Below are 25,728 nucleotides of genomic sequence, written 5' to 3' on the forward strand. Positions count from 1 at the left end.
CGATTAATCTGGGCTATCGTTATATCATTACTGATCGTTTTTCTGCTGCTGTACATCATGACTGGCGCGAAGGTCTGAAGCCTGTGGCTGCGCCCCGAAACCGACAGTAGCGTGACTGAAGGAGTATGAAATGAAAGCGATAATTCCTGCGCTGCTGATTTTTGTGCTTTCCGGCTGTATTGGCAGAGGTGGCCCACAGGACGTGCCACCCCCGCCGGTACATAATGACCCGCAAACCTGCAACAACACTTCCGCCAGCGCCAACAGCGACTGTTCGCAGTCTGTCGTACCGGCTATGCACTAACGCCAGCAAGGCGGGCCGCGATCAGATCTCTATGCGCAGGCCCGCCGCTTTCCAGTCTGGAAACCCCTCTTCCAGCCTGCGGGCTTCGCGACCTTTGGCGCGTAGGGCGACCACGGCGTTAACCGAAAGCACGCAGTAAGGACCGCGACAATAGGCGACCACTTCACGATCTTTGGGCAATTCGGCTAACCGACGCTCAAGTTCTTCCAACGGAATGTTCAATGCGCCTGGCAAATGCCCCAGCGCATACTCTTCATGCGGGCGTACGTCGAGCAAAATTACGCCGTTTTCCTCCATCCGCGACAGCAACTCTTCACGCGAGATAGCCTCTAACGCCTCAGGCTGCTGCAGGCTGTCCGTCACCAGCGCGCGGATTTCCGCTCGGTTATGTTCCGCATACTGACGCAGTGCCGACAGCAGGGTTAACACCGGGCCATCACCGAGACGATACAGGACCTGTTTGCCTTCCCGTCGGCTCTGCACAAACCCACTACGTTTCAAGTGTTGCAGGTGCTGCGAAGCATTGGCGATCGTCAGCCCGGCAAGTGCCGCCAGCCGCTCCACCGCTCGCTCACCCTGGGCAATATGCTCCAGCAACATCAGCCGATGCGCGTTCCCCAAGCTGCGTGCCAATTCCGCCAACTCGGCAAACAACTGCGGCTGAGGATCGTTATCCTTGGTTGACATTCCATCCGTCCTCTTTCATCATTCAATAAATCAATTGAATGATAGTATATAAAAAATACCATGAATAATCGACTACGCCCCAAGACAAGGAAAATAGACAGTGAATAACGGAATGGAGTTTATCGTGGCATCGTTAACGATTGGCGCCGGAGCCACCCTGGTAATGGATCTTTGGGGGTTGTTGCTCAAGCGAGTGTTTGGCATCCCTTCGCTAAACTACGCGATGGTGGGCCGCTGGATCGGACATTTTCCGCGCGGCCGTTTTAGGCATGGCAACATTGGGCAGGCAGCGCAGGTGCGCTTCGAAAAGCCGATCGGCTGGGGGGCCCATTACGCTATAGGGGTTCTGTTCGCCGCACTGCTGCTGGCACTCTGCGGGCAAGACTGGCTACGCCACCCTACGCTGTTACCGGCATTGGCGTTCGGTCTGGTCAGCGTCTGCGCGCCCTTTTTCCTGATGCAGCCCGGCATGGGTGCCGGTGTCGCGGCCAGCAAAACGCCTAACCCGCCGGTAGCACGGTTGCGCAGCCTGATGACCCACGCCGTGTTCGGCGCGGGCCTTTACCTCAGCGCCTTCCTTTGCGCCGGGCTGTGGTAGCCGAATTAAGAAGATTGCTCTTCTTCGTTGGCCAGATTTTTCGCCTGCTGTTTCATAAACACCACTTCCTGCGGGCTGGACATGCTGACACGGTGCGCCCGCAGTAATTTGAGAATATTGAACAACAGTTCGCTCTTGGTGGAGCCGACCATGCGCGGGCTGGCGACATAACCGGTCACGCTGAGGATAATGCCCTCCGGGCCGAGCTGGCTGAAGCGAACATAGGGCGCCGGGGCATCCAGAATGGCTTCATATTCCTGATAAGCGCTGAGCAGGATGTTGCGAACCTGCTCCGGATCGATATCCGTCGGGAAGGTCAACGCGATGGTCACCACCCCTTGCGCATTGCCCATGGTGGCATTACGCACGTTTTGTGAGATGAGTTGAGAGTTAGGTACGATCATCGTCGAGCGGTCGCTAAGCTGGATCTCGGTGGCGCGCACATTGATACGGCGCACGTCCCCCTCCACACCGCCGATACCGATCATATCGCCGACTTTCACCGGGCGTTCGGTCAGCAAAATCAAACCGGAAATAAAGTTCTTCACGATTTCCTGCAAACCAAAACCGATACCAACCGACAAGGCGCTGACGATCCAGGCCAGATTGTTCCACTGGATGCCCAGCGCCGCCAGGGTAATCAGGATCAACAACACATAGCCCACGTTGCTGAACAGCGTCACCAACGACGCGCGGATCCCGATGTCTGAAATGGTCTTAGGCAGCAGCTCCTGGCTTAACCAGCGCTGGGTAACTCGCAGAATGTAGATGCCAATGGCCAGGCAAATCACCGCATTGATCAGGTTACCGGGCACAATGTTCAGTTGTTTCAGCCCTTCGCCGCTAAGAATGGCGATGATTTTTTCCAACAGCGAGTTGGGCGTAGTGGTGCCAAACGAGCCGTTAAACAGCGAGACAATCATCAATAACAGCAGTGAGCACTTGGCGATGGCGGTGAAGATGATCGCCATCTGCTCCAGGTGACGATCCTTAAAATTAAGCGACTTCTTAAGCATCTTGCCGCTGGCGGTCTGCGGCGAGAAGATGGCGCCGCACAGGTCAGTGGCGAACAGCACCAGAAAATAGAACGCCATTAACACCAGCGCGATCCAAATCACCTGATAGGTCAAGAAACGGGCGAAAGCGATATACCCCACCAGCAGCGAGAGCAAGATCACCGTTGAGCAAACCAGGGTGCTCATATGCAGTATGCCACTGAGGGTGGAACGCTTCTCAACGTGTTCGCCCTGCTGTTCCAGCCGACGGCGGATACGCTGAGAGCGCAGCGGCATCGCCAGCAATACCATGCCAATCAAGCCGGCAACCAGACCGTTACCGAAAATGGTGGTGCTCAAACTGGCGCTGACGGCATTATTGATCAGTTCTACCGTCCCAAATGCCAATGCCAACCCGGCCAGCAGCGGTGAGAAATAGCGTAAACCTGAGGCAACCGCATTATCCAGGGTACCAAGGCGCCACGAGGGACGATTAAGTGACAGCGTTGCACGCCCCAGTCCGGCAATCAGCGCGCAGAAGATCCCCAACTGATAAAAACTCTCGGCGAAGTCTTCCAGCATCACCGGTAAAGGCTGTACGCGAGTGAAGGTGAGGAACAGCAGGTTCAACGCGATGCTGGTGGTAACAACCGTCACGGTGACGGTCATGATCGCCATAAAACTGCGGCGTAAACGCCCATCCGGAAGAAAACGGATGCTCACCCAGGCCAGGAAACGTTCAGAAAAATAGCGTCCCCAGGACCAGATAGCCACCGCCAGCATCAGCAGCCCCAAAGTCCCGTAGCGCACATCTTCCTGCCAGCTGGTGTCCCACGCCTGTTGCATCGCGGCACCGAACTGATTCAGGCGCTGCACGTCATCATCGGCAGGTTTTACCACCGGCGACCAAAATTTGGTACCCAGCACGCTACCAGTGTTCAACGCCAGTTGGCTTTTGAACGCGACGCGACGTAAATCACTGATTTGTTGCCCCAGATCGAGCACGCCAGCTCTCATCGCCTGTGCGCGTTGAACCGCCTCGTCGAGCTGCTTCTTGCTGTTATTGAGCGCATTACGTTGCTGCACCACCGCTGCGGTTTCCGCCAACGCCCCGGCAGCCGGTTGCGGACCGAGCACATCCAACTGCGCCTGTAGCTTCTCTTGCGCCGGTTGCAAGTCGGCCGCGAGTTTTTCCAGCTTGGCGGCCAGATCGTCAGTGGTCAATTTCAGCTTACTGAGCTGGGTATCGCTACTGGCTTTGGAAACCTGCTGTTTGATGCTGTCCAACTGCTTCTGGTAGTTTTTCAGCGCGGTCGCAGGATCCACCTGGCTTTCGGCTACCGGGGGATCATCCTGTGCGGCGACGCTGGTCAGCGGCGCCAACTGCAAGCCAAACAGCAGGAACAGGAAAAGAATAATTTGACGGGGCTTTAACATAAATTCGGGGCTCAGCCTTTACATGATAGACAAACGAAACAGGCGGGCCGGTAGTCACCAATCCGCCTGGCTAATCATAAACTGAGATTATGATAACTGCTTAATCTCCGCTTAAATATCAGTATTACTCCCATTCAGCACGATTATTCTTGCACTCAGGCGAGCCGCTATCCTCACGGCGCGTTTTCATCGGTTACGGCGCTGAAAAGCTGAATAATTTGCAGTAGCGCAACCCGGCAAAGCTCCCTATACTCAGCTCATTCATCAACCAACGTTATAAAAGGAGGATTACTATGCCGATGTGTGAATTGTTTTTTTACTCACACTTCTATAGTAATTGCCGCTGCTCAAGCATTACCGGTATCGTGCTGCGATAACCCAGGCTTGAGCGAAGCTTACTAAAATTTAAGTCCCTTCCCTCCGGCTTACCGGGTTGTCGTCAGCGATGTTTGACGATAGGCATATGCATGCCTGTAACTCTTGAGTAAGCAATGAGCACACTACTTTCTGCATTATCTGTCGGCTACGACAACAATTTCGGCCCTCTGCTGGTTGAGGTTTCCTTCAGCCTGAAGAAAGGCGATCGCATTGGTTTAATCGGCCACAACGGCTGCGGTAAAAGCACCCTGCTTAAAATCCTCAGTGGCGATCTGCCCGCCAGCGCCGGCAGCGTAACCCCTTCCAACCAGTGTCTGATGGCGCGGGTAGAACAACACCTGCCCGAAGCGCTGCATGACTGTAGCCTGCTGGATGCGGTATTGGCGCGGTTACCCGAAAATCAACGTGTCAGTGAAAGCTGGCAAGGCGAGGTGCTGCTAAGCAGCCTGGGCTTTGCGCCTGAGTCATGGACGCTGACCGCAGGCACACTGAGCGGCGGTCAACATACGCGCTTGCTGTTGGCGCGCGCGTTGATTCGCCAACCCGACCTGCTGCTGCTTGATGAGCCGAGCAATCACCTGGACTTGCCCACGCTGCTGTGGCTGGAGCGATTTCTGCAAAACTGGTCCGGCAGCTTCGTGCTGGTATCCCACGATCGTCACCTGTTGGATCAGGTCACCAACTGCACCTGGATCCTGCGCGATAAGACCCTGCAGTTTTTCCGCCTGCCCTGTACCGCCGCACGCAAGGCGCTGGAGGAACAGGATGAGGCGGATGCACATCGCCGTCAGGCGGAACAGAAAGAGATCGACCGGGTGGCGAAAAGCGCCCAGCGGCTGGCCGTGTGGGGCCGGGTTTACGATAACGAAGACCTGGCTCGCAAGGCCAAACAAATGGAAAAACGCGTTGATCGGCTGAAAGAAGAGCAAACCACGCTGAGCGCAGGCAGCCAATGGCGGCTCAGGTTAAAGGGCGAGGCGCTGGATGCCGATCGCCTGCTGGCCTTGCCGCAGCTGGACGTGCGCCCGGCGGCGGAGGCTCCGGTTCTCTTCAGGCTGGCATCGTTGCGGGTCAAAAGCGGGGATCGCATCGCCATCGTCGGGCGTAACGGCTGTGGCAAATCTTCGCTGCTACATCATCTGTGGCGTGAGTATCAGGATGCAAGCCATCGAGAAGCCGTGTTCCACCCGCGAGTCCGCATCGGCTATTACGATCAGAGCCTGCAGCAACTGCGTGACGACGACACGCTGAGCGAGGTGCTGTCGCATTTCGCGCCGCTGACCGAGGAACAGCGGAAAATGGCGCTGATCGGTGCCGGATTCCCTTACCTGCGCCATCAGCAACGCATCAGCACCCTCAGCGGCGGCGAGCGTTCGCGCCTGCTGTTTGTCGGGCTGACGCTGGCCAACTACTCTCTGTTATTGCTCGACGAGCCGACCAACCACCTGGATATGGAAGGCAAAGAGGAGCTGGCCGAGACCCTGCGTCAGTTTGAAGGCGCAGTGATGCTGGTCACCCACGACCGAATGCTGATCGAAAATAGCTGTAACCGCTTCTGGTTGATTGACCAGCAACGGCTGGAAGAGTGGCAGGATCTGGAGCCGGTCTACGACCGATTGGCACAAGCGCCGGAGGCCACGCCAATGACCACCTCGCCCGAGCAGCCTGCCAGTTGTGAATTGCAGCATGCGGACGAGGAGCGGCTGTTGGCCGCGCTGTTTGAACTGGAAAGCAAACTGCAAGAAGATCTGGCGCGTAAACCCAAGCATCAAAAAGTACAGCTGCAGCAGCAATGGCGGAGTGAAATCGCGAGCCTTACCGCACAGTTAAATTTGGACTAACCTTTACAGGCCGCCTGCGGGCGGCCTTTTAATCTGCCTGAATCAGAGGCCTCACCGGGCGCTGTCATTCTCTGTTGGCACTTCATTGTGATAGCCCCAACCACGCAGAAAAAGAGCCACAGCGACGTCGGCCAGCTGTTGCAACTCGGCTTTGTCCGGCAGTTCGTCAGACAACAGCGCAGCAGGAAGCCCATACCCCATCACCGCACCCAAAAAAGCCTGCGCCTGCAATTCGACATTGCCCAGCGTCAGTTGGCCCCGTTGCTGCGCACGCTGCAATAAGGCGACCAGTCCCTGCAGCACCCGCCCGGACTCGCGCTGTTGCAGCGTGGCGTACAATTCCGGCCGTTGCTGCAACAGTTGGATCAACAGCCGCTGGAAATGAATGTTTTTCTTTTGGTAAAAATGATCCTGCACCACCGCAGCGAAACGCCCCAGCACCAGCGAAAGATCCTGCGTATCTCCGGCCATAATGGCATTCAGCGGTGGCTGCATCATCTCCTTCATGTAGCTGAAGGTCTCCAGTACCAGCGCATCTTTTCCCGGGAAATGGTTGTACAGCGTTTGCCTGGTGGTTCCGGCCTCGGTGGCAATCATATCCAGCGAAATGTCCAATCCCTGAGTCAGAAACAGCTCGCTGGCAGTGGCCAAAATACGCGGTTTGGCCTTCATCGGACGCCCCGGTTGCCGGTTATTCATGGTGAATTCACTCCTGCCACGCAAAGATCATGTCGAAAGGATTATTTTTTGCTTTTCAATCGTGCCAGCCCTTGTTTCACCAGCACAAAAAACAGCGGTACAAATAACAAGGCCAACAGTGTGCCAGAAATCATGCCGCCGATCACCGCAATCCCTATCTCACGCCGGCTGGAGGCTCCGGCCCCCACCGAAAGTGCCAGTGGGATCACCCCGGCGACGAAGGCCAGCGACGTCATCACAATCGGCCGCAAACGCAGACGCGCCCCCTCCAAAGTCGCCGCCAACAGGGCTTGCCCAGACTTCATCTGCGACTCGGCAAATTCAATAATCAGGATGGCGTTTTTGGCGGAGAGGCCGATCGTGGTCAGCATACCGACCTGGAAATAAATGTCGTTTTCGTAACCGGCCAGCCGCGTAGCGACCACCGCACCCACAATGCCCAAGGGAATAATCAGCATCACCGCGAGGGGGATTGACCAGCTTTCATACAGTGCCGCCAGGCACAGAAAAATAAACATCACGGAGGCCAGATACACCCACAACGTTTGCCCCGCGGCCACCTGCTCCTGGTAGGACAACCCGCTCCACTCAAGGCCAAACCCGGCGACGTCCTGGATAATGTTTTGCATCTGGGTCATCGCCGTGCCAGAACTTTCGCCCAGCACCGCCGCCCCTTGCAGCTGCGTCGCCGAAAGTCCGTTAAAGCGTTGCAGCATTTGCGGCCCGGAAAGCCAGCGTGTGGTAGCGAAGCTCGCAAATGAAGCCATGCTGCCGCTGCTGCCGCGAACGAACCACTGATTGATGTCATCAGGTGCCGAGCGCGAGGAGGAATCCCCCTGCATGTAAACGCGCTTCACCCGGCCGCGGTCGATAAAATCATTAATGTAAGCCCCGCCCCAGGCAGCAGACAGCGTGTCGTTAATGTCCGACTGCTGTAGCCCTTGCGCACTGGCCTTCTGCTGATCGATATCCACCTGAAGCTGCGCTTTGTCTTCCAGACCGTTTACCCGCACCGCCGTCAATAATGGGTCATCGTTCGCCGCGGCAATCACCTGCTGCTGCGCCAACTGCAATGCATCGTGACCGGCATTGCTTTGATCCTGCAGCCAGAGCTCAAAACCGCTGGACTGCCCCAGGCCACGTACCGCCGGCGGTGACAGTACGTTGACTTGCACATCACGGCTGCCTTTAAAGTGCTGATTGGCGCGAGCAATGATCGCCTGTGCCGTATTTTCACTGCCGTCGCGCAAATCCCAATTTTTTAACTCCGCAAATGCCATACCGACATTCTGCCCGCTGCCGGCATTGTTGCGTCCGACCACCATAAAGATCACGCTCAGGTTTTCTTTTTCTTCGGTCATAAAGTAGTCGGCAATGGCGTCGGCGGCTTCCTGGGTTTTCGCCATTGGGGTGCCGGGCGGCATGGAGAACTGCACCATGACTGACCCCTGATCCTCTACCGGTAAAAAACCCGTAGGCATGCGGATATATTGCCATGCCATCAGGCCGGTAATCAGCAGTGCGACCAGGCTATAAAACCCTTTGCGTGCCAAAATATGCGTCAGCCAACGGCTGTAACCCTGCTGACTGCGATCAACCGTGCGGTTAAAGCGGGTGAAAAACCATCCCCGTTTGCCGTGACCGCTTGGGCGAAGCAAACCGGCGCATAATGCCGGCGTCAGCGTCAATGCCACCAGTACGGACAGCACCATGGATGAAACGATAGTGATGGAAAACTGACGATAAATAATGCCGGTCGAACCGCCCAAAAAAGCCATCGGAATAAACACCGCGGACAGCACCAGAGCGATGCCAATCAGCGCGCTGTTGATCTCACCCATCGAGCGCAGCGTTGCCTCCTGAGGGGGCAATCCTTCCTCCTCCATGACCCTTTCCACGTTTTCGACCACCACTATCGCGTCATCCACTAACAGACCGATAGCTAACACCATGGCAAATAACGTCAGGGTATTGATGCTGTAGCCCAGCAGCGCCAAAATGCCGAAGGTCCCCAACAGCACCACCGGTACGGTGATCGCCGGGATCAGCGTGGCTCGCCAGTTCTGCAAGAACAGATACATCACCACCACCACCAGGATAATGGCCTCGATCAGCGTCTGCACTACGCCCTCAATGGACACCGTGACAAAGGGCGTGCTGTCGCGTGGGTAAGCCACTTTTAATCCGGCGGGAAACTGGGGGCTCATGCGTTCAACCTCAGCCCGCACACTTTCCGCCACCGCCAGCGCGTTTGCGCCCGAGGCCAACTGAATGGAAATCCCGGCCGCCGGGTAACCATTCAGCCGGGTTTGGTTCTGATAATTCTCTGCACCAATTTCCACCCGAGCGACATCCCGTAAATACACGGCGGAACCATCGGTGTTGGTGCGTAAAATGATGTTGCTGAACTGCTCGGGCGTTTGCAGTCTCGACTGCGCGGTGACGGTCGCATTCATGGCCTGGCCGGGCTCTGTCGGCAGCGACCCCAGCTCGCCGCTGGTCACCTGGGCATTTTGCGCCTCTACCGCCGCCTGAACGTCGGACGGCATCAGGCCGTAACTGGTCAAACGTAAAGGATCCAGCCAAATGCGCATCGCATATTGCGCGCCGAATACCGTCGTTTCGCCCACGCCGTCGACCCTGCTCAGCGGATCCTGCAGTGAACTGACCAGAAAGTCGTTGATATCAACGTTGTCCATACGCCCACTGGTATCGTACAGCGCCACCACCATCAGGCTGTCTCCCTGAGACTTGGTGACGGTAATGCCCTGCTGTTGCACTTCCTGCGGCAGCCGCGAGTTAGCCTGATTAACCGCATTTTGTACCTGAACCTGGGCGATATCCGGATCGGTCTGTTGGTCGAAACTCAGGCTGATGCGCGCCTGCCCGGCAGAACTGCTGGTCGAGGAGAAGTACAGCAGGCCATCGATCCCCTTGATTTGCTGTTCGATCACCTGAGTCACGCTGTCCTCTACCGTTTTGGCCGCGGCCCCAGGATAGTTGGCGGTAACGGTAACGCCGGGCGGAGCAATATCCGGATACTGCTCCACCGGCAGCGTCAGCAATGCCAAAACACCCGCCGCCATAATGCAAATAGCCAACACGGCGGCGAATACTGGTCGAAATACAAAGAAATGCGCCAGCATCGCTTACCCTCCTCTCTGAATGAAGGGGACATGGCACATCGATATGCACAGATGGCCCGCTGGCTTTGGGTCGATTTTCATTGGGATCCTCGCGACTCGCCTTAGTTTATTTACTTTACAGTAAAGTAAATAAACTAAGGAAACAAGCGAACGAATCGATCCGGTTTTATCCGTATTGCATGAAAGAAGTTGGGATCGGGTGGCCGCACGACGGGCCACCCTGTGAACTTAGACGCCGGGCTTGATAGGTTCTACATGCCCGACTGCCCGCGTAACCGTGGGATACAGTGCGCGTAGCTGGCGTTCGATGCTGTCCACCGCCGCGTGAGCCGACACAATGGAGGCCGCCGGAGAAACCCGACAATGAAAATTGACGATAATGCCATCCGCGGTTTTGCGCGCACGAATGTTGTGTACGTCCTGCACCATCTCACCGTTTTCCACCGCTGCCTGCAAGATCTGGCGAATGTGGGTCAATTCGTCCGGCGCAACATCTTCGCTGGCAATCCAGTGGTGCGTCTGGGGCTCCAGATGGGTTTCGATTTCAGTCTTCTCGCCAATCGCCTCTCGCAGCAAGGTTTCAATCTCACTGGCGATATCGTGCGCTTGCGCCACGCTGGCACTGGCAGGCACCGCCAGATCCAGGCTGATCGACATGCGTTCAGGCAGTTGCTGCAGCGCCAAATTTTGCACCACCGCCCCGTGGTTGGCGGCGATCACCCGAATGCGCGTCGCCATGTCTTCATCGCTGCGGGTTTGCGGGTTGGCAATCACCGTAGCCTCGGCATTGGCGTACTGCTGTTCCAGACGTTCAGCAATAGACTTTTTCAGCGCGTTGATGCGTTCCAGCGGCAACGTGCGGCACACGGCGACGGTAACCTCAATGAACAGCATGGTACCGGCGTTACGGATGCGAATATTCTCGGTAGCCAGAATAGCCGGGAAGGTATCGAGCAAAGCGCCGATCTCTTCCTTGGTGCCGGCAGGCGCAGTATCCATCAGCGAATCGAATGAACGTTTACCCAATTTCAGCGCCGCGATGACGATAAAACAGGCGACGATCAACGCCGCGATAGCATCTGCGCGGTTGAAGCCCAACATAACGAACACCATGCCCAACAGCACCACGGCGGAAGCCAGCATATCGGAAAAGAAATGTAGCGCATCAGCCTCCAGCGCCGCGCTGTCGGTAGCCTTTGCCACGCGGTTCAACGCCCTGACGCGGAAAAAATCGACCCCAATAGAGATCAACAGCACCGCAATCACCACCGGGGCAGCGACGATTTCATGCGCCTCCCCAAGCAAGCTTTTGCCGGCCTCGTAAACAATCCAGCCCGCGGCGCCCAGCAGCAACAGCACTTCAAACAGCGCCGCCAGGTTTTCGACCTTGCCGTGGCCAAAATGATGGTCGTCATCAGCAGGTTTGTCGCTGATGCGCACCGCCAGCCAGGTAATGCTGGTGGCGATAAAATCGGTGAAAGAGTGGATCCCTTCAGAAATAAGACCAATACTGCCGGTAAAAATGCCGGCAATAAATTTCCCGGTCGCCAATAGCCCGCTGGCTATCATGGAATTTCTGGCAACGGATTGTTTTTCATTTTGCATATTACGGCTCACATTCAAAGGGGCATTCATTTCTTTATTTTAGTCGAGTATTGCCAGGCAAAAGCAACCAGCAGCATACTACCCGAGAATGTCAGCATTAAACTAGACAGAAATTCTGATTTTCCGGTTGAATAAAAATAAATCTCATTCACACCCACAGCAATCATCAAAATGGCGTAGAGAAGGCCAAGAATAGAAATAATCATTATCGTTATACTCCATCAAGCCGCATTTAGCGGTCAGAGTTTAATCGCATCCTCCCCGTAGTAAATAAATCACTTCAGGGAGGATGCCTCCAGGCGAGTCTTCAGCGTTCATTAGTCATCCCATTTAGAGCTCATATAGGCGGCTAACAGGCCCAATGAACTGATGATGCACAGGAATCCTACAAAAAATGTCATATTTCCCATTATTTCTTCCTCGGTTAATTGTTATCGATAAAAACCTCTTTAATTAAAAAGCAGATTAGGTTAGTGCTCATGGATATTTACGGACCTCCTGTATAATGTGAGTTAATTTCCGCCCCGTCAGCGGCACGGAGCGGAGAGCCTTTTATATTCCCAACACGTGCTGGGCAATTTTGAAGTAAATAATCAGGCCGGTACCGTCAATAAAGGTGGCGATAAACGGCGCCGACACCACCGCCGGGTCAATGCCCAAGCGCTTGAGCAGCATCGGGATAATGGATGAAACAATGGCGCTCCAGACGGTAATCGCCACCAACGACAGGCTGACCACCAGGGTCACGTCCATGCCTACGCCCATGATCCAGGCGCGCACCCAGGCGGCGACGCCGATGGTCACGGCTATCAGCAGCGAGGTGGACACCTCTTTGCGCATCACCGCGCCGAGGTTACGCAGGCTGACCTCTCCCAGCGCCATGGCGCGAACCAGTGTAGAGGTGATTTGGGTGCCGCTGTTACCGCCGGTACCGATCAGCAACGGAATGAAGAACGCCAGCGCGATCGCCGCTTCCAACTGATCTTCAAATGCCTTTAACACATTGCCGGTATAAGCCTCCGCGACAAACAGCATCAGTAACCATACCGAACGCTTGCGCCATAAAGCCCAGGGGCTGGTCTCCAGGTAGGGCTTGTCCAGCGGCAGGCTGGCGCCCTGGCGCTGCGCATCTTCGGTATTTTCATCTTCAATCAGCCGGGCAATTTCTTTTTCCCCCAGCACGCCCACCAGCGTTTTATTCACCACCACCGGCACTACGTCCAGCCCGCCCTTGCCCAATAAATGGGCGACATCATTACGATCGTCATCGGGAGAGACCTGGAAATAGCTGTGATTGATCATCACGCCAACGGGTTTATCCTCTTCTTCACACTGCAATAATTTTTTTACCGACAGCGTGCCACGCAGATGATAGTCGTCAGCAGTGACAAACAGCTGTGCGGGAATTTCATCCGTTTTTAACTGAGAAAGAAAATATTCCTTGGCTTTACTGACCGTCATATTGCCGGGAACGGTAATAAAATCGGCGTTCATATAGCTTGCAACCAAAGACTCGTCTTGAGTTTCAGCATGGGCCAGCGCCGGGGAGAGGTAATTTTGATGTAACTTCATTATGTTAGTCCCTATTTCTGTTTAAACTTCAACAGCGAATCGCATAGGGGCGTTAACCACAGAGGGAGTGCAGAAAGCCTATCTCCGCGTCCAGGTTTTAGCACTATACAACGTATCTGATGTGTTAATCAGAAGTTACTTTGGGCTGAACCTTAATCCGATAAAGCCTGTCTTAACCTTGGGCATCTCTCGATGTCGTCAGATCAGTAACCTGTGTTTGTATAGGAGCCTCGCCAAACGAGATACTGCATATAAACTACGGGGGGCAGTATAGGCAGGGTTTTTAATCGATGGGCAAAAATCTGACTTGCCGTTGATGAAACATTTAGAAAAAACATTTTCGGTAAAAATAATAAAACGTGGGCCGGAACAATCCTAACCCACATTATTTATCGTCAATGCGCGAGGATATACACGTTTTTGTCGTACAACGGCCCCTGGCGGGTAAAGTCGATGCCTTTCACATAGGGTTTGACCAACGTGGCGTTAGCCTCGTAGTAAACCGGTGCCACTGGCGTATCCACCGCCAGCACATCTTCTGCCTGTTGGAAGTGCTGCTGCACCTGCTCCGGGCTTTGCGCCGCGGTGGCCTGGTGCAGCAGCCGATCGTAATGCTCATTGGCATATTTGGCCGAGTTCTCGCTGCTGGTAGAGCGGAAAACGTTCAAGAAAGTGGAAGGATCGTTGTAATCCGCCAACCAACGGCTGAAGGCCACGCTGTATTGTCCATTGTTGATGTTGTCCAACACCACCTTGCGCTCCTGATTTTGCAAAGTGACCTCTGCCCCCAGATTCTTTTTCCACATCGCACTGCCGGCGATCACAATTTTCTTGATGGTGGCATCGTTGCTGTACAACAGGGTGAAACGCAGTGGGTGCTGCGCGTTAAAACCGGCTTCCGCCAACAGTTTTTTCGCTTGGGCAATGCGTTGTTCTTGCGACCACCCCGCCGCAACGCCGGGCTGCAAACTGAAGCCGCCGGCGCCGGTTGGGGTAAAGGTCCAGGCCGGCTGTTGCCCATAGCCCAAGACCTTGCCGGCAATGACCTGTTTATCCAGCGCCAGATTCAGCGCCTGACGCACCCGCACATCGTTAAAGGGTGGCTGCCGGTTATTAAAGGCAAAGTAGCTGGTCGACAACAGCGGATAAGTCACCAATTGCTCATCGCCCAGGCTTTTTTTCAGCTGTTGATATAATTCTGGCGGCGCGCTGTAACCCAACTCTATCTCACCGGCGCGGAAACGTGCCACTTCAGGGAACCCTTGCAGCGGCAGGAATGTCACCTTATTGAGCACCGTATGGGCGTTATCCCAATACTGGGTATTGCGCTCCACCACCACTTTTTCATTCACCACCCACTGCGCCAGTTTGAAAGCGCCGTTACCCACGAAGTTTTGCGGTTGAGTCCAGTTTTTGCCGTATTGCTCCACCACTTTCCGATTTACCGGCAGCACCGGGAAATGCACCAGTTGTTTAAGCAGATAAGAGTTAGGCTCGGCCAGCGTCACCTGCAGGGTATGGGCATCCAGCGCTTTCACGCCCAGCTCGGTCGGCGGTTTGCTGCCGGCGTTAATTTCCGCCGCATTCAATACATAGGCCGACGCCAGATAGCTGCCGTAAGGTGAAGCGGTTTTGGGATCGGTCAAGCGACGCCAGCTAAAGACGAAGTCATCGGCGGTCACCGGATCGCCATTTGACCATTTTGCTTCCGGACGCAAATGGAAGGTCCAGACGGTGCCCTGATTTTCCCACTTCGTGGCCAATGCAGGGATCACCTCGCCATTTTTACCCACCCGCAGCAGCCCTTCAAACAGGTCATTGAAGATATAAAACTCCACGTTGCTTTCCGCCAGGTTCGGATCCAGCGTGGCTGGCTCATAACCATTGGCCCGCACCAGCTCCTGTTTAGCGGCCAGCTGAACCCCGGCAGGCACCTCGGCAGCCTGCACCGCCGCGCCAGCCTGTAAAGACAAGATGATTAGACCAGCCAATCCCTTAAGCTTGAATGAATATGTCACGTCGTTATCCCTTAATAGTGTTTTGTCGACGCCTATATTCATCGAAGCAGTTGAATAAATTAAATCATTAAACGCTATGACTCATAACCAAAATGACGGGGGTGAAACAACATGAATTTCTTTCATTATCAAACCTCTACTCACTATCCGATGAGTCTGTTTTTCACCTGATCTGAAACAATGTCAACGGCTATCCGACCGGCACTTCATGCCGATGGATGAATGCGTTAAACAGCGTCACTCGTGGTTCTTAGGGCGCCTGCATCGTCAGCAAAGAAGATCGGCCAAACAGCGGGGTTATTTGTTTCATTTCACTGCCAATCCGTTAACGCATTATAAATACTGATGAATTAGCGAATAAAAACCATCAATAATACTCAAGCTTAATTTTTCCTTAAGACAAGATAATTAGTGAACAAAATATAAAAATAAATTAATACGAATCGTTTTCACTATCATTATTAATGTTCTTATATACAATCAGGGCTGCCCGGCATTCGCCAGGCCTTATTCATTCGCTTTTCTTCTCTGCACTCTCTCAATAAAAGGATGACTGTATGAAGCTGCGTTTCACTTCTCTCGGCCCCATTGCCCTGCTGGCGTCGTCCATGATGCTGGCGTTTTCCGCCAATGCGGCATCCCAGGATGAAGGTATCGTTATTTATAACGCCCAACATGAAAACCTGGTGAAATCCTGGGTGGACGGTTTTACCAAAGACACCGGCATTAAAGTGACCCTGCGTAACGGCGGCGACAGTGAGTTGGGTAATCAACTGGTGCAAGAAGGGAGTGCATCCCCCGCCGACGTATTTCTGACGGAAAACTCCCCGGCGATGGTGTTAGTGGATAACGCCAAACTGTTTGCCCCCTTGGACGCTGCCACCTTGGCCCAGGTTGAACCGCAGTACCGTCCACAGCATGGTCGTTGGATTGGCATCGCGGCCCGCTCAACGGTATTCGTCTACAACCCGGCGAAGTTGACCGAAGCGCAATTGCCGAAATCGCTGCTGGATCTGGCCAAGCCGGAATGGAAAGGCCGCTGGGCAGCCTCGCCTTCAGGCGCAGATTTCCAGGCCATCGTCAGCGCCTTGCTGGCGTTGAAGGGCGAGAAAGCCACGCTGGAATGGCTGAAAGCGATGAAAACCAACTTCACCGCTTACAAAGGCAACAGCACCGTCATGAAAGCGGTGAATGCCGGGCAAATCGACAGCGGCGTCATCTACCACTACTATCCCTTTGTCGACGGTGCCAAGACCGGCGAGAACAGTAAAAATATCAAGCTCCACTACTTCAAACATCAGGATCCGGGTGCCTTTGTCAGCATCTCCGGCGGTGGCGTGCTGGCCTCAAGCAAACACCAGCAGCAAGCTCAGGCGTTCGTGAAGTGGATCACCGGTAAAAACGGCCAGGAGATCCTGCGTACCAACAATGCCTTCGAATATGCCGTAGGCGTCAACGCTGCCTCCAACCCGAAACTGGTGCCGCTGAAAGAGCTGGATGCGCCTAAAGTTGATGCCTCCGCGCTGAACGGCAAAAAGGTCGTCGAACTGATGACCGAAGCCGGTCTGCTATAAGCCTGTCTTACCCGTACAGAGAGCTTTTAACCCTATGTCGAATATAGGTTTCAACGCTGCCGGTGCAGCGCCACGTTATGCTTCAGCCCGACGCCATCAGCGCCCGGGACTGTTTATCGTGGCGGTCGCCATTTTACTCTCCCTGCTGGCACTGCTGCCGTTGGGGTTTGTCATTAGCGTGGCGTTTGAAACCGGTTGGCCCACGGTGAAAGCTCTGGTATTTCGCCCCCGGGTGGCCGAACTGCTGCTAAATACCCTGCTGCTGGTTCTCTTCACGCTGCCGATTTGCGCCCTGCTGGGGGTGACGCTGGCCTGGTTGACCGAACGTACCACTTTGCCGGGTCGTCGTTTTTGGTCGCTGTTGGCGACCGCACCGCTGGCGGTTCCTGCCTTCGTGCAAAGTTACGCCTGGATCAGCCTGGTGCCTTCGATGCATGGGTTGGGGGCTGGGGTCTTTATTTCGGTCATCGCCTATTTTCCGTTTATTTATCTGCCGGCCGCGGCCGTATTGCGCCGGCTGGATCCCGGTATTGAAGACGTCGCCACTTCTCTGGGTACCCGCCCGTTGGCGGTATTTTTCCGCGTGGTATTACCGCAGCTAAAACTGGCAACCTGGGGGGGCTCGCTGCTGATCGCCCTGCACTTGCTGGCGGAGTACGGTCTGTACGCAATGATCCGCTTCGACACCTTCACCACCGCCATTTTCGATCAGTTCCAGTCTACGTTTAACGGCCCGGCGGCCAATATGCTGGCCGGGGTACTGGTGCTTTGCTGCCTGGTGCTGTTGCTGCTGGAAGCCGGCAGCCGAGGCCGGGCACGCTATGCCCGCGTCGGTTCCGGTAGCGCCCGCAGCCAGAATGCTTACCGCCTTGGGCCTGTCGCTACCCTGTTCGGCCTGCTGCTGCCCCTGGCACTCACCGCGCTGGCGCTGGGCGTGCCCTTTATCACCCTGGCCCGCTGGCTGACTTTGGGTGGGGTTGAGGTCTGGCGCAATGCCGAACTGCTGCCGGCCCTGTTGCAAACGCTGTCGCTGGCGGCCGGCGGAGCCCTGTTGATCACCTTGTGCGCCATTCCAATGGCCTGGCTTTCGGTACGCTACCCCGCACGACTGTATCGGGTTCTGGAGGGTTGCAATTATGTCACCAGTTCGCTGCCCGGAATTGTGGTGGCGTTGGCGTTGGTGACGGTCACCATTCACAGCTTCCGCCCGATTTATCAAACCGAAATTACCCTGCTGCTGGCCTATCTGCTGATGTTTATGCCCCGGGCATTGATCAACCTGCGCGCCGGAATTGCCCAAGCGCCGGTTGAACTGGAAAATGTGGCCCGCAGCCTCGGCCGTTCCCCTGCCCAGGCTCTTTGGAGTACCACGCTGCGACTGGCGGCTCCCGGCGCAGCCGCCGGTGCGGCACTGGTATTTCTGGCCATCTCCAATGAGCTGACCGCCACGCTGCTGCTGGCGCCTAATGGCACACGTACGCTGGCCACCGCTTTTTGGGCACTGACCAGCGAGATCGACTATGTAGCGGCGGCCCCCTACGCGCTGATTATGGTGGCGTTGTCCCTGCCACTGACCTGGCTTCTTTATTCTCAATCCAAACGCACGGCGGGATTATGAGCACGCTTGAACTACAAGGCATCGGCAAGTCCTATAACGCAGTCAAAGTGCTGGAGCATATTGATTTGCAGGTTGCACCAGGCAGCCGCACCGCGATCGTCGGCCCTTCCGGCTCGGGGAAAACCACCCTGTTGCGCATCATTGCCGGTTTCGAAATACCGGACAGCGGTCAGGTGATACTGCAAGGCCACTCGATGGGCAATGGCAGCGGCTGGGTACCGGCGCACCTGCGTGGCATTGGTTTTGTGCCGCAAGATGGCGCGCTGTTTCCGCACTTTACCGTAGCGGGCAACATAGGTTTTGGCCTGAAAGGCAGCAAGAGTGACAAGCAGCTGCGTATAGATGCGCTGATGGACATGGTGGCGCTGGATCGCCGTCTGGGCGCACTGTGGCCACATGAGCTTTCTGGCGGTCAACAGCAACGCGTGGCGTTAGCCCGGGCGCTCTCCCAACAGCCTAAATTGATGTTGCTGGATGAGCCCTTTTCCGCTCTGGATACCGGCTTGCGTGCCGCGACCCGAAAAGCAGTGGCGGAACTGTTGGCCGAAGCCAAAGTGGCGTCTATTTTGGTGACCCACGATCAGACCGAAGCCCTGTCATTTGCCGACCAGGTGGCGGTGATGCGCAATGGGCGTCTGGCACAGGTTGGGCCACCGCAGGATCTTTATCTACGCCCGGTGGACGAGCCTACTGCCACCTTTTTAGGTGAGACGCTGGTGCTTTCCGCCGAGCTTGAACAGGGTTGGGCCCAGTGCGCACTGGGGCGGATTGCCGTCGACGATCCTGCCCGCCGGGGGCCAGCTCGGATCATGCTACGCCCGGAGCAAGTTCAAATCAGCCAGTCCAATTCCCAACATCCAGGCCAGGCCGTGGTGACCCATATCGATTTCGCCGGTTTTGTCTCCACCTTGAACCTGCGTATGGCCGACAGTGGCACGACGATCGAAATTAAAACTGTCAGCCGAGAAGGCCTGCGGGCCGGCACCCTCGTCAATCTGAATATCATCGGTCAGGCACATATTTTTGCCGGGTAATGCCTGCCACTCAGTCAAACCGGTACCTGCAGAACAGGCGCCGGTATTACATCTATGAACTTTGTCGTCGCCTTGTAGTACTCTGACGCCTCACTCAACTCCCTACCACCGTAAGACGACAGATTATGCTTATTTTGTATGCCGCATCGGCCCTTATCTTCACCTTTATGTTTATTCTGGCCTTTATCTACTGCTTTTTTAAGCTTTCGAGGGACGGCGATGTGAACTTTAAGGTGACGCTTTGCGTGCTCATTCTGTCGTTTCTGGCTTTCTACTCCGCCTACGGCTATGTCAGTACTCTGTTGGAGCAGCAGCAGGTCAAAATAAAACTCTATTAGCTATTAGCTTCCCGTCGCTCTGAACGAAAAAACCTATCGCAGCCATCGTTGAGTAAAAACCCTTTCATCAACTACGATTAATTTGTGACCGGTGCAAGCATTCACCCGTCCGGAGATAACCCACAGAGGATTATCATAATTTTTCATGCTGGTTAAAGCCGCCCTTCTTTTAACGCGGCTAAGAAAGGTTAATTATGGCACGTACTACCCCCCTCGAACGCTACCGCAATATCGGCATCTCGGCGCATATCGATGCCGGCAAAACCACCACCACCGAGCGGATTCTGTTTTACACCGGGGTCAGTCACAAGCTGGGCGAAGTGCACGACGGCGCCGCCACCATGGACTGGATGGCGCAGGAGCAGGAACGCGGCATTACCATTACTTCGGCGGCGACGACCTGTTTCTGGAACGGCATGCAGCATAATTATCCGCAGCACCGCATCAATATTATCGACACCCCCGGGCACGTAGACTTTACCATTGAGGTTGAGCGCTCCATGCGCGTGCTTGACGGTGCGGTCATGGTATACGACTCGGTGGGTGGCGTGCAGCCGCAGTCGGAAACCGTCTGGCGCCAGGCCAATAAATACAAGGTGCCGCGGCTGGCGTTCGTCAACAAAATGGACCGCGTGGGCGCTGACTTTTTCCGCGTGCGCAAAATGATGATCGAGCGCCTTAAGGCCAATCCGGTACCGATCGTCATTCCTATTGGGGCCGAAGACCACTTCACCGGCGTGGTGGATTTGGTGAGCATGAAAGCCATTCTGTGGGACGAAGCGACCCAGGGGATGAGTTTCAGCTTTGAAGAGATCCCGACAGACCTGCGCGAATCTGCACAGGAATGGCGGGATAAAATGGTTGAAGCTGCCGCCGAAGGTTCGGAAGAGCTGATGGACAAATACCTCAATCAGGAGCCCCTCAGCGAAGAAGAGATCGTTCGCGGCCTGCGCCTGCGCACCGTAGCCGGTGAAATTCAGCCGATGCTGTGCGGTTCTGCATTCCGCAACAAAGGGGTACAGCGTATGCTGGACGCAGTGATTGAGTTGATGCCCTCGCCGCTTGACGTTCCACCGATGGAAGGCCATGACGAGCGTGACAATATTGTGATCCGCCGGGCGTCTGATGATGAGAAGTTCTCTGCGCTGGCGTTCAAGCTGATGACCGATCCCTTCGTTGGCCAACTGACCTTTGTGCGGGTGTATTCCGGCGTGCTGGCCAAAGGCAGCAGCGTATACAACCCGGTGAAGGGGAAGAAAGAACGTATTGGCCGCATCGTGCAAATGCACGCCAACGATCGTAAGGATGTCGAAGAACTGCACGCCGGTGATATCGCCGCCTGCGTGGGATTAAAAGACGTCACCACCGGCGACACCCTGTGCGATCCCAACGCCATTATCACGCTGGAAAAAATGGTCTTCCCGGAACCGGTTATCGCTCAGGCGATTGAGCCTAAAACCAAAGCCGATCAGGAGAGAATGGGCATCGCGCTGCAACGCCTTTCTTCAGAGGACCCGTCATTCCGCGTGCGCACCGATGAAGAGTCGGGCCAGACCATTATTTACGGTATGGGCGAACTGCATTTGGAAATTATCGTCGATCGCATGCGCCGCGAGTTCGGCGTGGCGACCACCACCGGCAAACCGCAGGTTTCCTACCGCGAAACCATCCGCAAGCGCGTGACCGACGTGGAAGGCAAATTCGTGCGCCAGTCCGGTGGTAAAGGCCAGTACGGCCACGTGGTATTGACGGTGGAACCTAATGAGCCGGGCAAGGGTTTTGAATTCTTCGATGAAATCAAAGGGGGCGTGATCCCGGGTGAATTTATCCCGGCGGTGAGAAAAGGCGTGCTGGAAGCGTTGAATAACGGCGTGCTGGCCGGCTATCAGGTGGTGGATGTCAAAGTACACCTGACCTTCGGCTCTTATCACGACGTCGACTCTTCGGAGCAGGCCTTCCGCATGGCGGCCATCTTTGGTTTTAAAGAGGCCTGCCGTCAGGCGGATCCGGTGATTCTCGAACCCATCATGTCGGTAGAGGTAGAAACGCCGGAAGATTACGCCGGCAGCGTAATGGGCGATCTGTCGTCACGGCGCGGATTGGTTCAAGGGATGGAAGATATCCCGGGCGGCGGCGGCAAGGAAATTCACGCCAAGGTGCCGCTGTCCGAGATGTTTGGCTATTCCACCACCTTACGCTCAATGTCGCAGGGGCGCGCCACCTACACCATGGAGTTCAGCCACTACGCCGAAGCGCCGCGTAACGTGGCCGAAGAGATCATCCACCACAGTAAAAAGTAAGCGTAACGCCTGCCGCATTCAGCGGCAGGCGTCACTCCTTGGCCCCAACGCTGACCACCACCGACTGCGGCTTGATCCGCATCGCCGACACCACCCCCACTATCAGGCAGGCGATACCGCCCAGCGTCAGCAACGGTGGCCAGGCCTGGCGCAGCATAAAGGTGTAAGCCAAGCCGGCCAGAATTTCGAAGACGATCAGCGGCCCGACCAACACCGTCGGCAGACGCTGACTCGCCTCATTCCAACACAGAGCGCCAATCCACGAACACAGAATGCCGATAGTCATCATCAAGGGCACGAACACCTCCGGCCTGGGTCCGAAAGGCAACGCAAACTCAGGCCGGGTAAGGGCCAAATGACCGCAAACCACCAAATAGCCGAGCAGCGCCAGCGGCAGCGTCGCCAGGCCCTGCGCGGTCGCCCAGGTCGCGGGCCTGTGGTTCGGGTTCTCGCGCAGCCAGCGGGAATTGCGCAACGGGAACCAGGTCCAGCACGCCACCGCCAGCAGCGCCAGGCCCAAGCCGCTGGTATAACGCCAGACGTCGATCGGGGCCGTATTGCCCTGCAGTTCGGCAACGTTGACCAACGCCAGACCGCAGGCAATCAGCACCAGCGCCGGCGTCAGTTTGCGCCAGGAAAGCCGCCCATCGTGTCGGCTGTAAAACAGGTTGGCGGTCACCGAGATAACCACCGGCAGCGTCCCGATAATCATGGTAGAGACCGGCGCGCCAGTACGTTGAATGGCACTCGCCAGGCACAGGTAATACAGCAGGTTGCCAATCGCCGTCAGCTTTAACGCCTCCAGCCAATCGTGACGATGTAACTTTTTCAGACGATGACGATCAAACCAGGCCAACGGCAAGGCAATCAACCCAAAGGCCAGATAGCGCCCGGTCGACTGCAGCGCCGCCGGGTATTCAGGGATTAACACCGGGCCGACAAAAATCAGCCCCCACATCAGCCCGGCAGACAAGGCAAATAACACGCCGACAAACATAATGACTCCATCAACAACCGGGGACAGCAATGCGAACCCGTGATTAAACACTTGGAGTCAGCCTAACGAGCTCGGGCGGGAAAATATTGTAGCAGGTTGCTGTTTTAGCGGTTGGTGACCTGTTTCTGGTAGCGCACTGGTGTGACACCGTAACGATTGGCAAAAGCGCGCGTCAAATGTGCCTGATCGGTCAACCCCGCTGCGGCCGCCACCTGTGCCGCAGGCATGCCGCGCCCGAGCATCTGTTTGGCCTGTGACAGGCGGATCGCCATCAGCATTTGTTGAGGGGATACATGGTATTGGGCTTTGAATTTACGCAGAAAATGATAGGGACTGAGAGAAACCAGCGCCGCCAACTGATCGAGCGTAATGACGGAAGCAAAATTATCGTGCAGATAGCTTTTGACGATATCAAAACGGTGCGCCGCTTCTGCTTTCAACGGGCGTGCAGCCTGGATATGCGGACGGAAAATGCTGATGACCTGCATCAGAAGATCGTCGATGGTCAGCGGATCACGAGCCTGCCACAGTGCGGCCAGCGTGGCGGACAACTGCCGTGCCGCTAACGGATCCTGGCGTATGGCATCGGTGAACCAAAACCCCTGCTCACCGGACAGCCGTTCCAGCGTGTGCGGTTCCAGATAAAGCATCCGATAATTCCAGCCGCCGGCGGTTTCCGATTCGCCGGTGTGCAACTCATCCGGGTTCATCAATATCAGCGAACCCGGCGCCGCCAAATGTTGTGCTCCGCGATAGCGAAAGCGCTCAGCCCCCGAATCGACGGTACCAATGGCGAAAGCATCGTGGGTGTGCGGCTCAAAAACGTAGCGCTCGATATGCGCGTGATAAAGCTCAACGCCCGGCATCTGCGGTAGATGCCGAAACTGCGCGCTGTCTTTCTCAAAGGGAAACTGTTGTGGAACACCCTGCACCGTACCGCCCTGCTTCAATTGTGCCGATGCCGATAGGATAGACAACGCCGCAGGTTTTGAGTAGTGCGCAACGCGGTTTTCTGGACGCTGATGCTCATTCAGCGTAGGGTATTTTACTCAGCGTCAGGCATCTGCCAGCCAGCACCGGCGTCTTGATTATCCCGCCGCAGAACGGGAAACCCGTTTTTAACCCCTTGAAAGTAAGAGGCAACAATGTATCCAGATACTCAACTCTATATCGACGGACAATGGCGTAACGCAGTCGCCGGCAAAACCACGCCGGTCACCAACCCCGCGACCGATGAGGTGATTGGCAGCGTGGCGCATGCCGCCGCAGCCGATCTCGATCTGGCACTGGACGCAACCGAACGCGGTTTTAAAGTCTGGCGCGACACCTCCGCCTATCAGCGTGCAAACCTGATGCGCAAGGCCGCAGCATTGTTGCGTGAACGCGCCGAGAAGATCGCCGCCATCATGAGTCAGGAACAAGGCAAACCGGTGGCGCAGGCCAAGGTTGAAATCCTTAATTCGGCGGACGTGATCGACTGGTTTGCCGGCGAAGCCAGCCGCACTTACGGCCAGATTATCCCGTCCCGCAGCCGCGATGTTCAGCAGCAAACCCTGAAACTGCCGGTGGGCCCCGTTGCCGCCTTTACGCCGTGGAATTTCCCGATTAATCAGATTGTTCGCAAACTGTCCGCCGTGCTGGCAGCAGGCTGTTCGATCATCGTCAAAGGCCCGGAAGAGACTCCGGCCTCACCGGCGGAGCTGATCAGAGCCTTTGCCGACGCAGGCGTGCCGGCGGGCGTTATCGCGCTGGTATACGGGACTCCGGCGGAGATCTCCGAGTACCTGATCCCGCATCCGACCATTCGTAAAATCTCGTTTACCGGCTCCACCCGCGTGGGTAAACATTTGGCGGCACTGGCCGGTCAGCACATGAAGAAAGCCACTATGGAGCTGGGTGGCCACGCGCCGGTGCTGATTTTTGACGATGCCGATCTCGACGCGGCCGCCAAAGAGCTGGCGTTGGCCAAGTTCCGCAACGCCGGTCAGGTCTGCATTGCCCCGACGCGTTTCCTGATCCAGCAAGGCGTTTATGAAGCCTTTGTCGAGAAGTTCACCGCGGCGGTGCGTGACATCAAGCTGGGCAACGGTTTACAGGAAGGCGTCACCATGGGCCCAATGGTACTGCAACGCAGCGTAGAGGCTATTGATGCCTTTGTGAAAGATGCGATTGCCCAGGGCGCTAAAGCCACAACCGGCGGTCACCGCGTGGCGGGTGTCGGTAATTTCTTTGAACCGACGGTATTGCGTGACGTGCCGCTGAATGCGCGCGCGATGTCTGAAGAACCTTTTGGCCCGGTAGCCCTGCTGCGTCCGTTCGCCACTTATGAAGAAGCCATCGCCGAGGCTAACCGCCTGCCGTACGGTCTGGCGGCTTACGCCTACAGCCGCAACATCGCCACGGTGACGGCGCTGGGGCGCGATGTGGAGAGTGGCATGCTCAGCATCAACCACATAGGTTTTGGCCTGCCTGAAACGCCGTTTGGTGGGGTTAAAGACTCCGGCCACGGTACCGAAGGCGGCAGCGAAGCGATCGAATCCTATCTGGAAACCCGCTTCGTCACCGTCGCCGGCCGTTAAGTCATTCA

General features: G+C 55.9%; 20 protein-coding genes and 1 riboswitch. Of the genes, 9 read left to right on the top strand and 11 right to left on the bottom strand.

The window, feature by feature from the left end; genetic code table 11:
• The first annotated feature begins 130 nt into the window (after window positions 1–130).
• A complete protein-coding gene (locus H5P17_RS14920) occupies window positions 131–304 on the top strand; it encodes a hypothetical protein (protein ID WP_182823706.1) in 174 nt (57 codons plus the stop codon).
• A gap of 21 nt (window positions 305–325) precedes the next feature.
• On the opposite strand, the gene H5P17_RS14925 is transcribed toward H5P17_RS14920, so the two are convergent.
• On the bottom strand, window positions 326–991 hold the full coding sequence (locus tag H5P17_RS14925) for a metalloregulator ArsR/SmtB family transcription factor (protein ID WP_044551349.1): 666 nt from the start codon (window positions 989–991) through the stop codon (window positions 326–328).
• A 100-nt stretch (window positions 992–1,091) separates the two neighbouring features.
• Between H5P17_RS14925 and H5P17_RS14930 the strand changes: the two genes are divergently transcribed.
• On the top strand, window positions 1,092–1,589 hold the full coding sequence (locus tag H5P17_RS14930) for a DUF2938 domain-containing protein (RefSeq protein ID WP_044551351.1): 498 nt from the start codon (window positions 1,092–1,094) through the stop codon (window positions 1,587–1,589).
• A gap of 5 nt (window positions 1,590–1,594) precedes the next feature.
• On the opposite strand, the gene H5P17_RS14935 is transcribed toward H5P17_RS14930, so the two are convergent.
• Complete coding sequence (locus H5P17_RS14935; protein WP_182823708.1) at window positions 1,595–4,021, bottom strand: DUF3772 domain-containing protein; 2,427 nt, start codon at window positions 4,019–4,021, stop codon at window positions 1,595–1,597.
• Window positions 4,022–4,512: 491 nt separating this feature from the next.
• Here H5P17_RS14935 and H5P17_RS14940 point away from each other — a divergent pair, with 491 nt between their 5' ends.
• Entirely contained in the window at window positions 4,513–6,240 is a 1,728-nt protein-coding gene (locus H5P17_RS14940) for an ABC-F family ATP-binding cassette domain-containing protein (RefSeq protein WP_182823710.1), read from the top strand.
• Window positions 6,241–6,291: 51 nt separating this feature from the next.
• Here the strand turns inward: H5P17_RS14940 and H5P17_RS14945 are convergent, their stop codons facing one another.
• The 7 genes from H5P17_RS14945 to H5P17_RS14975 form a co-directional block, all read right to left on the bottom strand.
• Window positions 6,292–6,939 carry a TetR/AcrR family transcriptional regulator gene (locus tag H5P17_RS14945; RefSeq protein WP_182823711.1) on the bottom strand — a complete coding sequence of 216 codons (648 nt, stop codon included), beginning with the start codon at window positions 6,937–6,939 and terminating at the stop codon, window positions 6,292–6,294.
• 41 nt (window positions 6,940–6,980) lie between these two features.
• Window positions 6,981–10,085, bottom strand: coding sequence for an efflux RND transporter permease subunit (locus H5P17_RS14950; protein WP_182823713.1), 3,105 nt, complete (start codon window positions 10,083–10,085; stop codon window positions 6,981–6,983).
• Between the two features lie 228 nt (window positions 10,086–10,313).
• Entirely contained in the window at window positions 10,314–11,690 is a 1,377-nt protein-coding gene (locus tag H5P17_RS14955) for a cation diffusion facilitator family transporter (RefSeq protein ID WP_182823715.1), read from the bottom strand.
• A gap of 26 nt (window positions 11,691–11,716) precedes the next feature.
• Window positions 11,717–11,896, bottom strand: coding sequence for a hypothetical protein (locus H5P17_RS14960; protein ID WP_020827000.1), 180 nt, complete (start codon window positions 11,894–11,896; stop codon window positions 11,717–11,719).
• A 111-nt stretch (window positions 11,897–12,007) separates the two neighbouring features.
• On the bottom strand, window positions 12,008–12,100 hold the full coding sequence (gene mgtS, locus H5P17_RS14965; RefSeq protein ID WP_156033825.1) for a protein MgtS: 93 nt from the start codon (window positions 12,098–12,100) through the stop codon (window positions 12,008–12,010).
• A 142-nt stretch (window positions 12,101–12,242) separates the two neighbouring features.
• Entirely contained in the window at window positions 12,243–13,265 is a 1,023-nt protein-coding gene (locus tag H5P17_RS14970) for a magnesium transporter (protein ID WP_370570042.1), read from the bottom strand.
• A 72-nt stretch (window positions 13,266–13,337) separates the two neighbouring features.
• Window positions 13,338–13,511, bottom strand: a riboswitch (M-box (ykoK) riboswitch).
• Between the two features lie 146 nt (window positions 13,512–13,657).
• A complete protein-coding gene (locus H5P17_RS14975; RefSeq protein ID WP_182823718.1) occupies window positions 13,658–15,322 on the bottom strand; it encodes an ABC transporter substrate-binding protein in 1,665 nt (554 codons plus the stop codon).
• 515 nt (window positions 15,323–15,837) lie between these two features.
• Here H5P17_RS14975 and H5P17_RS14980 point away from each other — a divergent pair.
• The 5 genes from H5P17_RS14980 to fusA all read left to right on the top strand — a co-directional run bounded on the left by H5P17_RS14980 (window position 15,838) and on the right by fusA (window position 22,144).
• Entirely contained in the window at window positions 15,838–16,854 is a 1,017-nt protein-coding gene (locus H5P17_RS14980; RefSeq protein WP_182823720.1) for an iron ABC transporter substrate-binding protein, read from the top strand.
• Window positions 16,855–16,888: 34 nt separating this feature from the next.
• Window positions 16,889–18,472, top strand: a complete 1,584-nt coding sequence (locus H5P17_RS14985; RefSeq protein ID WP_182823722.1) for an iron ABC transporter permease — start codon at window positions 16,889–16,891, stop codon at window positions 18,470–18,472.
• The gene (locus H5P17_RS14990; RefSeq protein ID WP_182823725.1) at window positions 18,469–19,506 is read left to right on the top strand and encodes an ABC transporter ATP-binding protein; all 1,038 of its coding nucleotides are present in this window, start codon (window positions 18,469–18,471) and stop codon (window positions 19,504–19,506) included. The genes H5P17_RS14985 and H5P17_RS14990 overlap by 4 nt, the downstream gene beginning before the upstream one ends.
• 125 nt (window positions 19,507–19,631) lie before the next feature.
• Complete coding sequence (locus H5P17_RS14995; RefSeq protein WP_044551376.1) at window positions 19,632–19,844, top strand: hypothetical protein; 213 nt, start codon at window positions 19,632–19,634, stop codon at window positions 19,842–19,844.
• Between the two features lie 194 nt (window positions 19,845–20,038).
• A complete protein-coding gene (gene fusA, locus H5P17_RS15000; protein WP_044551378.1) occupies window positions 20,039–22,144 on the top strand; it encodes an elongation factor G in 2,106 nt (701 codons plus the stop codon).
• Between the two features lie 31 nt (window positions 22,145–22,175).
• On the opposite strand, the gene H5P17_RS15005 is transcribed toward fusA, so the two are convergent.
• Both H5P17_RS15005 and H5P17_RS15010 read right to left on the bottom strand, forming a co-directional pair.
• Window positions 22,176–23,141: a DMT family transporter gene (locus H5P17_RS15005; protein WP_044551380.1), complete on the bottom strand. Its 966-nt coding sequence runs from the start codon at window positions 23,139–23,141 to the stop codon at window positions 22,176–22,178.
• Between the two features lie 104 nt (window positions 23,142–23,245).
• Entirely contained in the window at window positions 23,246–24,073 is an 828-nt protein-coding gene (locus H5P17_RS15010; protein ID WP_044551382.1) for an AraC family transcriptional regulator, read from the bottom strand.
• Between the two features lie 213 nt (window positions 24,074–24,286).
• Here H5P17_RS15010 and H5P17_RS15015 point away from each other — a divergent pair, with 213 nt between their 5' ends.
• Complete coding sequence (locus H5P17_RS15015) at window positions 24,287–25,720, top strand: NAD-dependent succinate-semialdehyde dehydrogenase (RefSeq protein WP_182823727.1); 1,434 nt, start codon at window positions 24,287–24,289, stop codon at window positions 25,718–25,720.
• The last annotated feature ends 8 nt before the right edge of the window (window positions 25,721–25,728 follow it).

The sequence above is a fragment of the Serratia sp. OS31 genome (assembly GCF_014164835.1).
GTDB classification, from domain to species: domain Bacteria; phylum Pseudomonadota; class Gammaproteobacteria; order Enterobacterales; family Enterobacteriaceae; genus Serratia; species Serratia liquefaciens_A.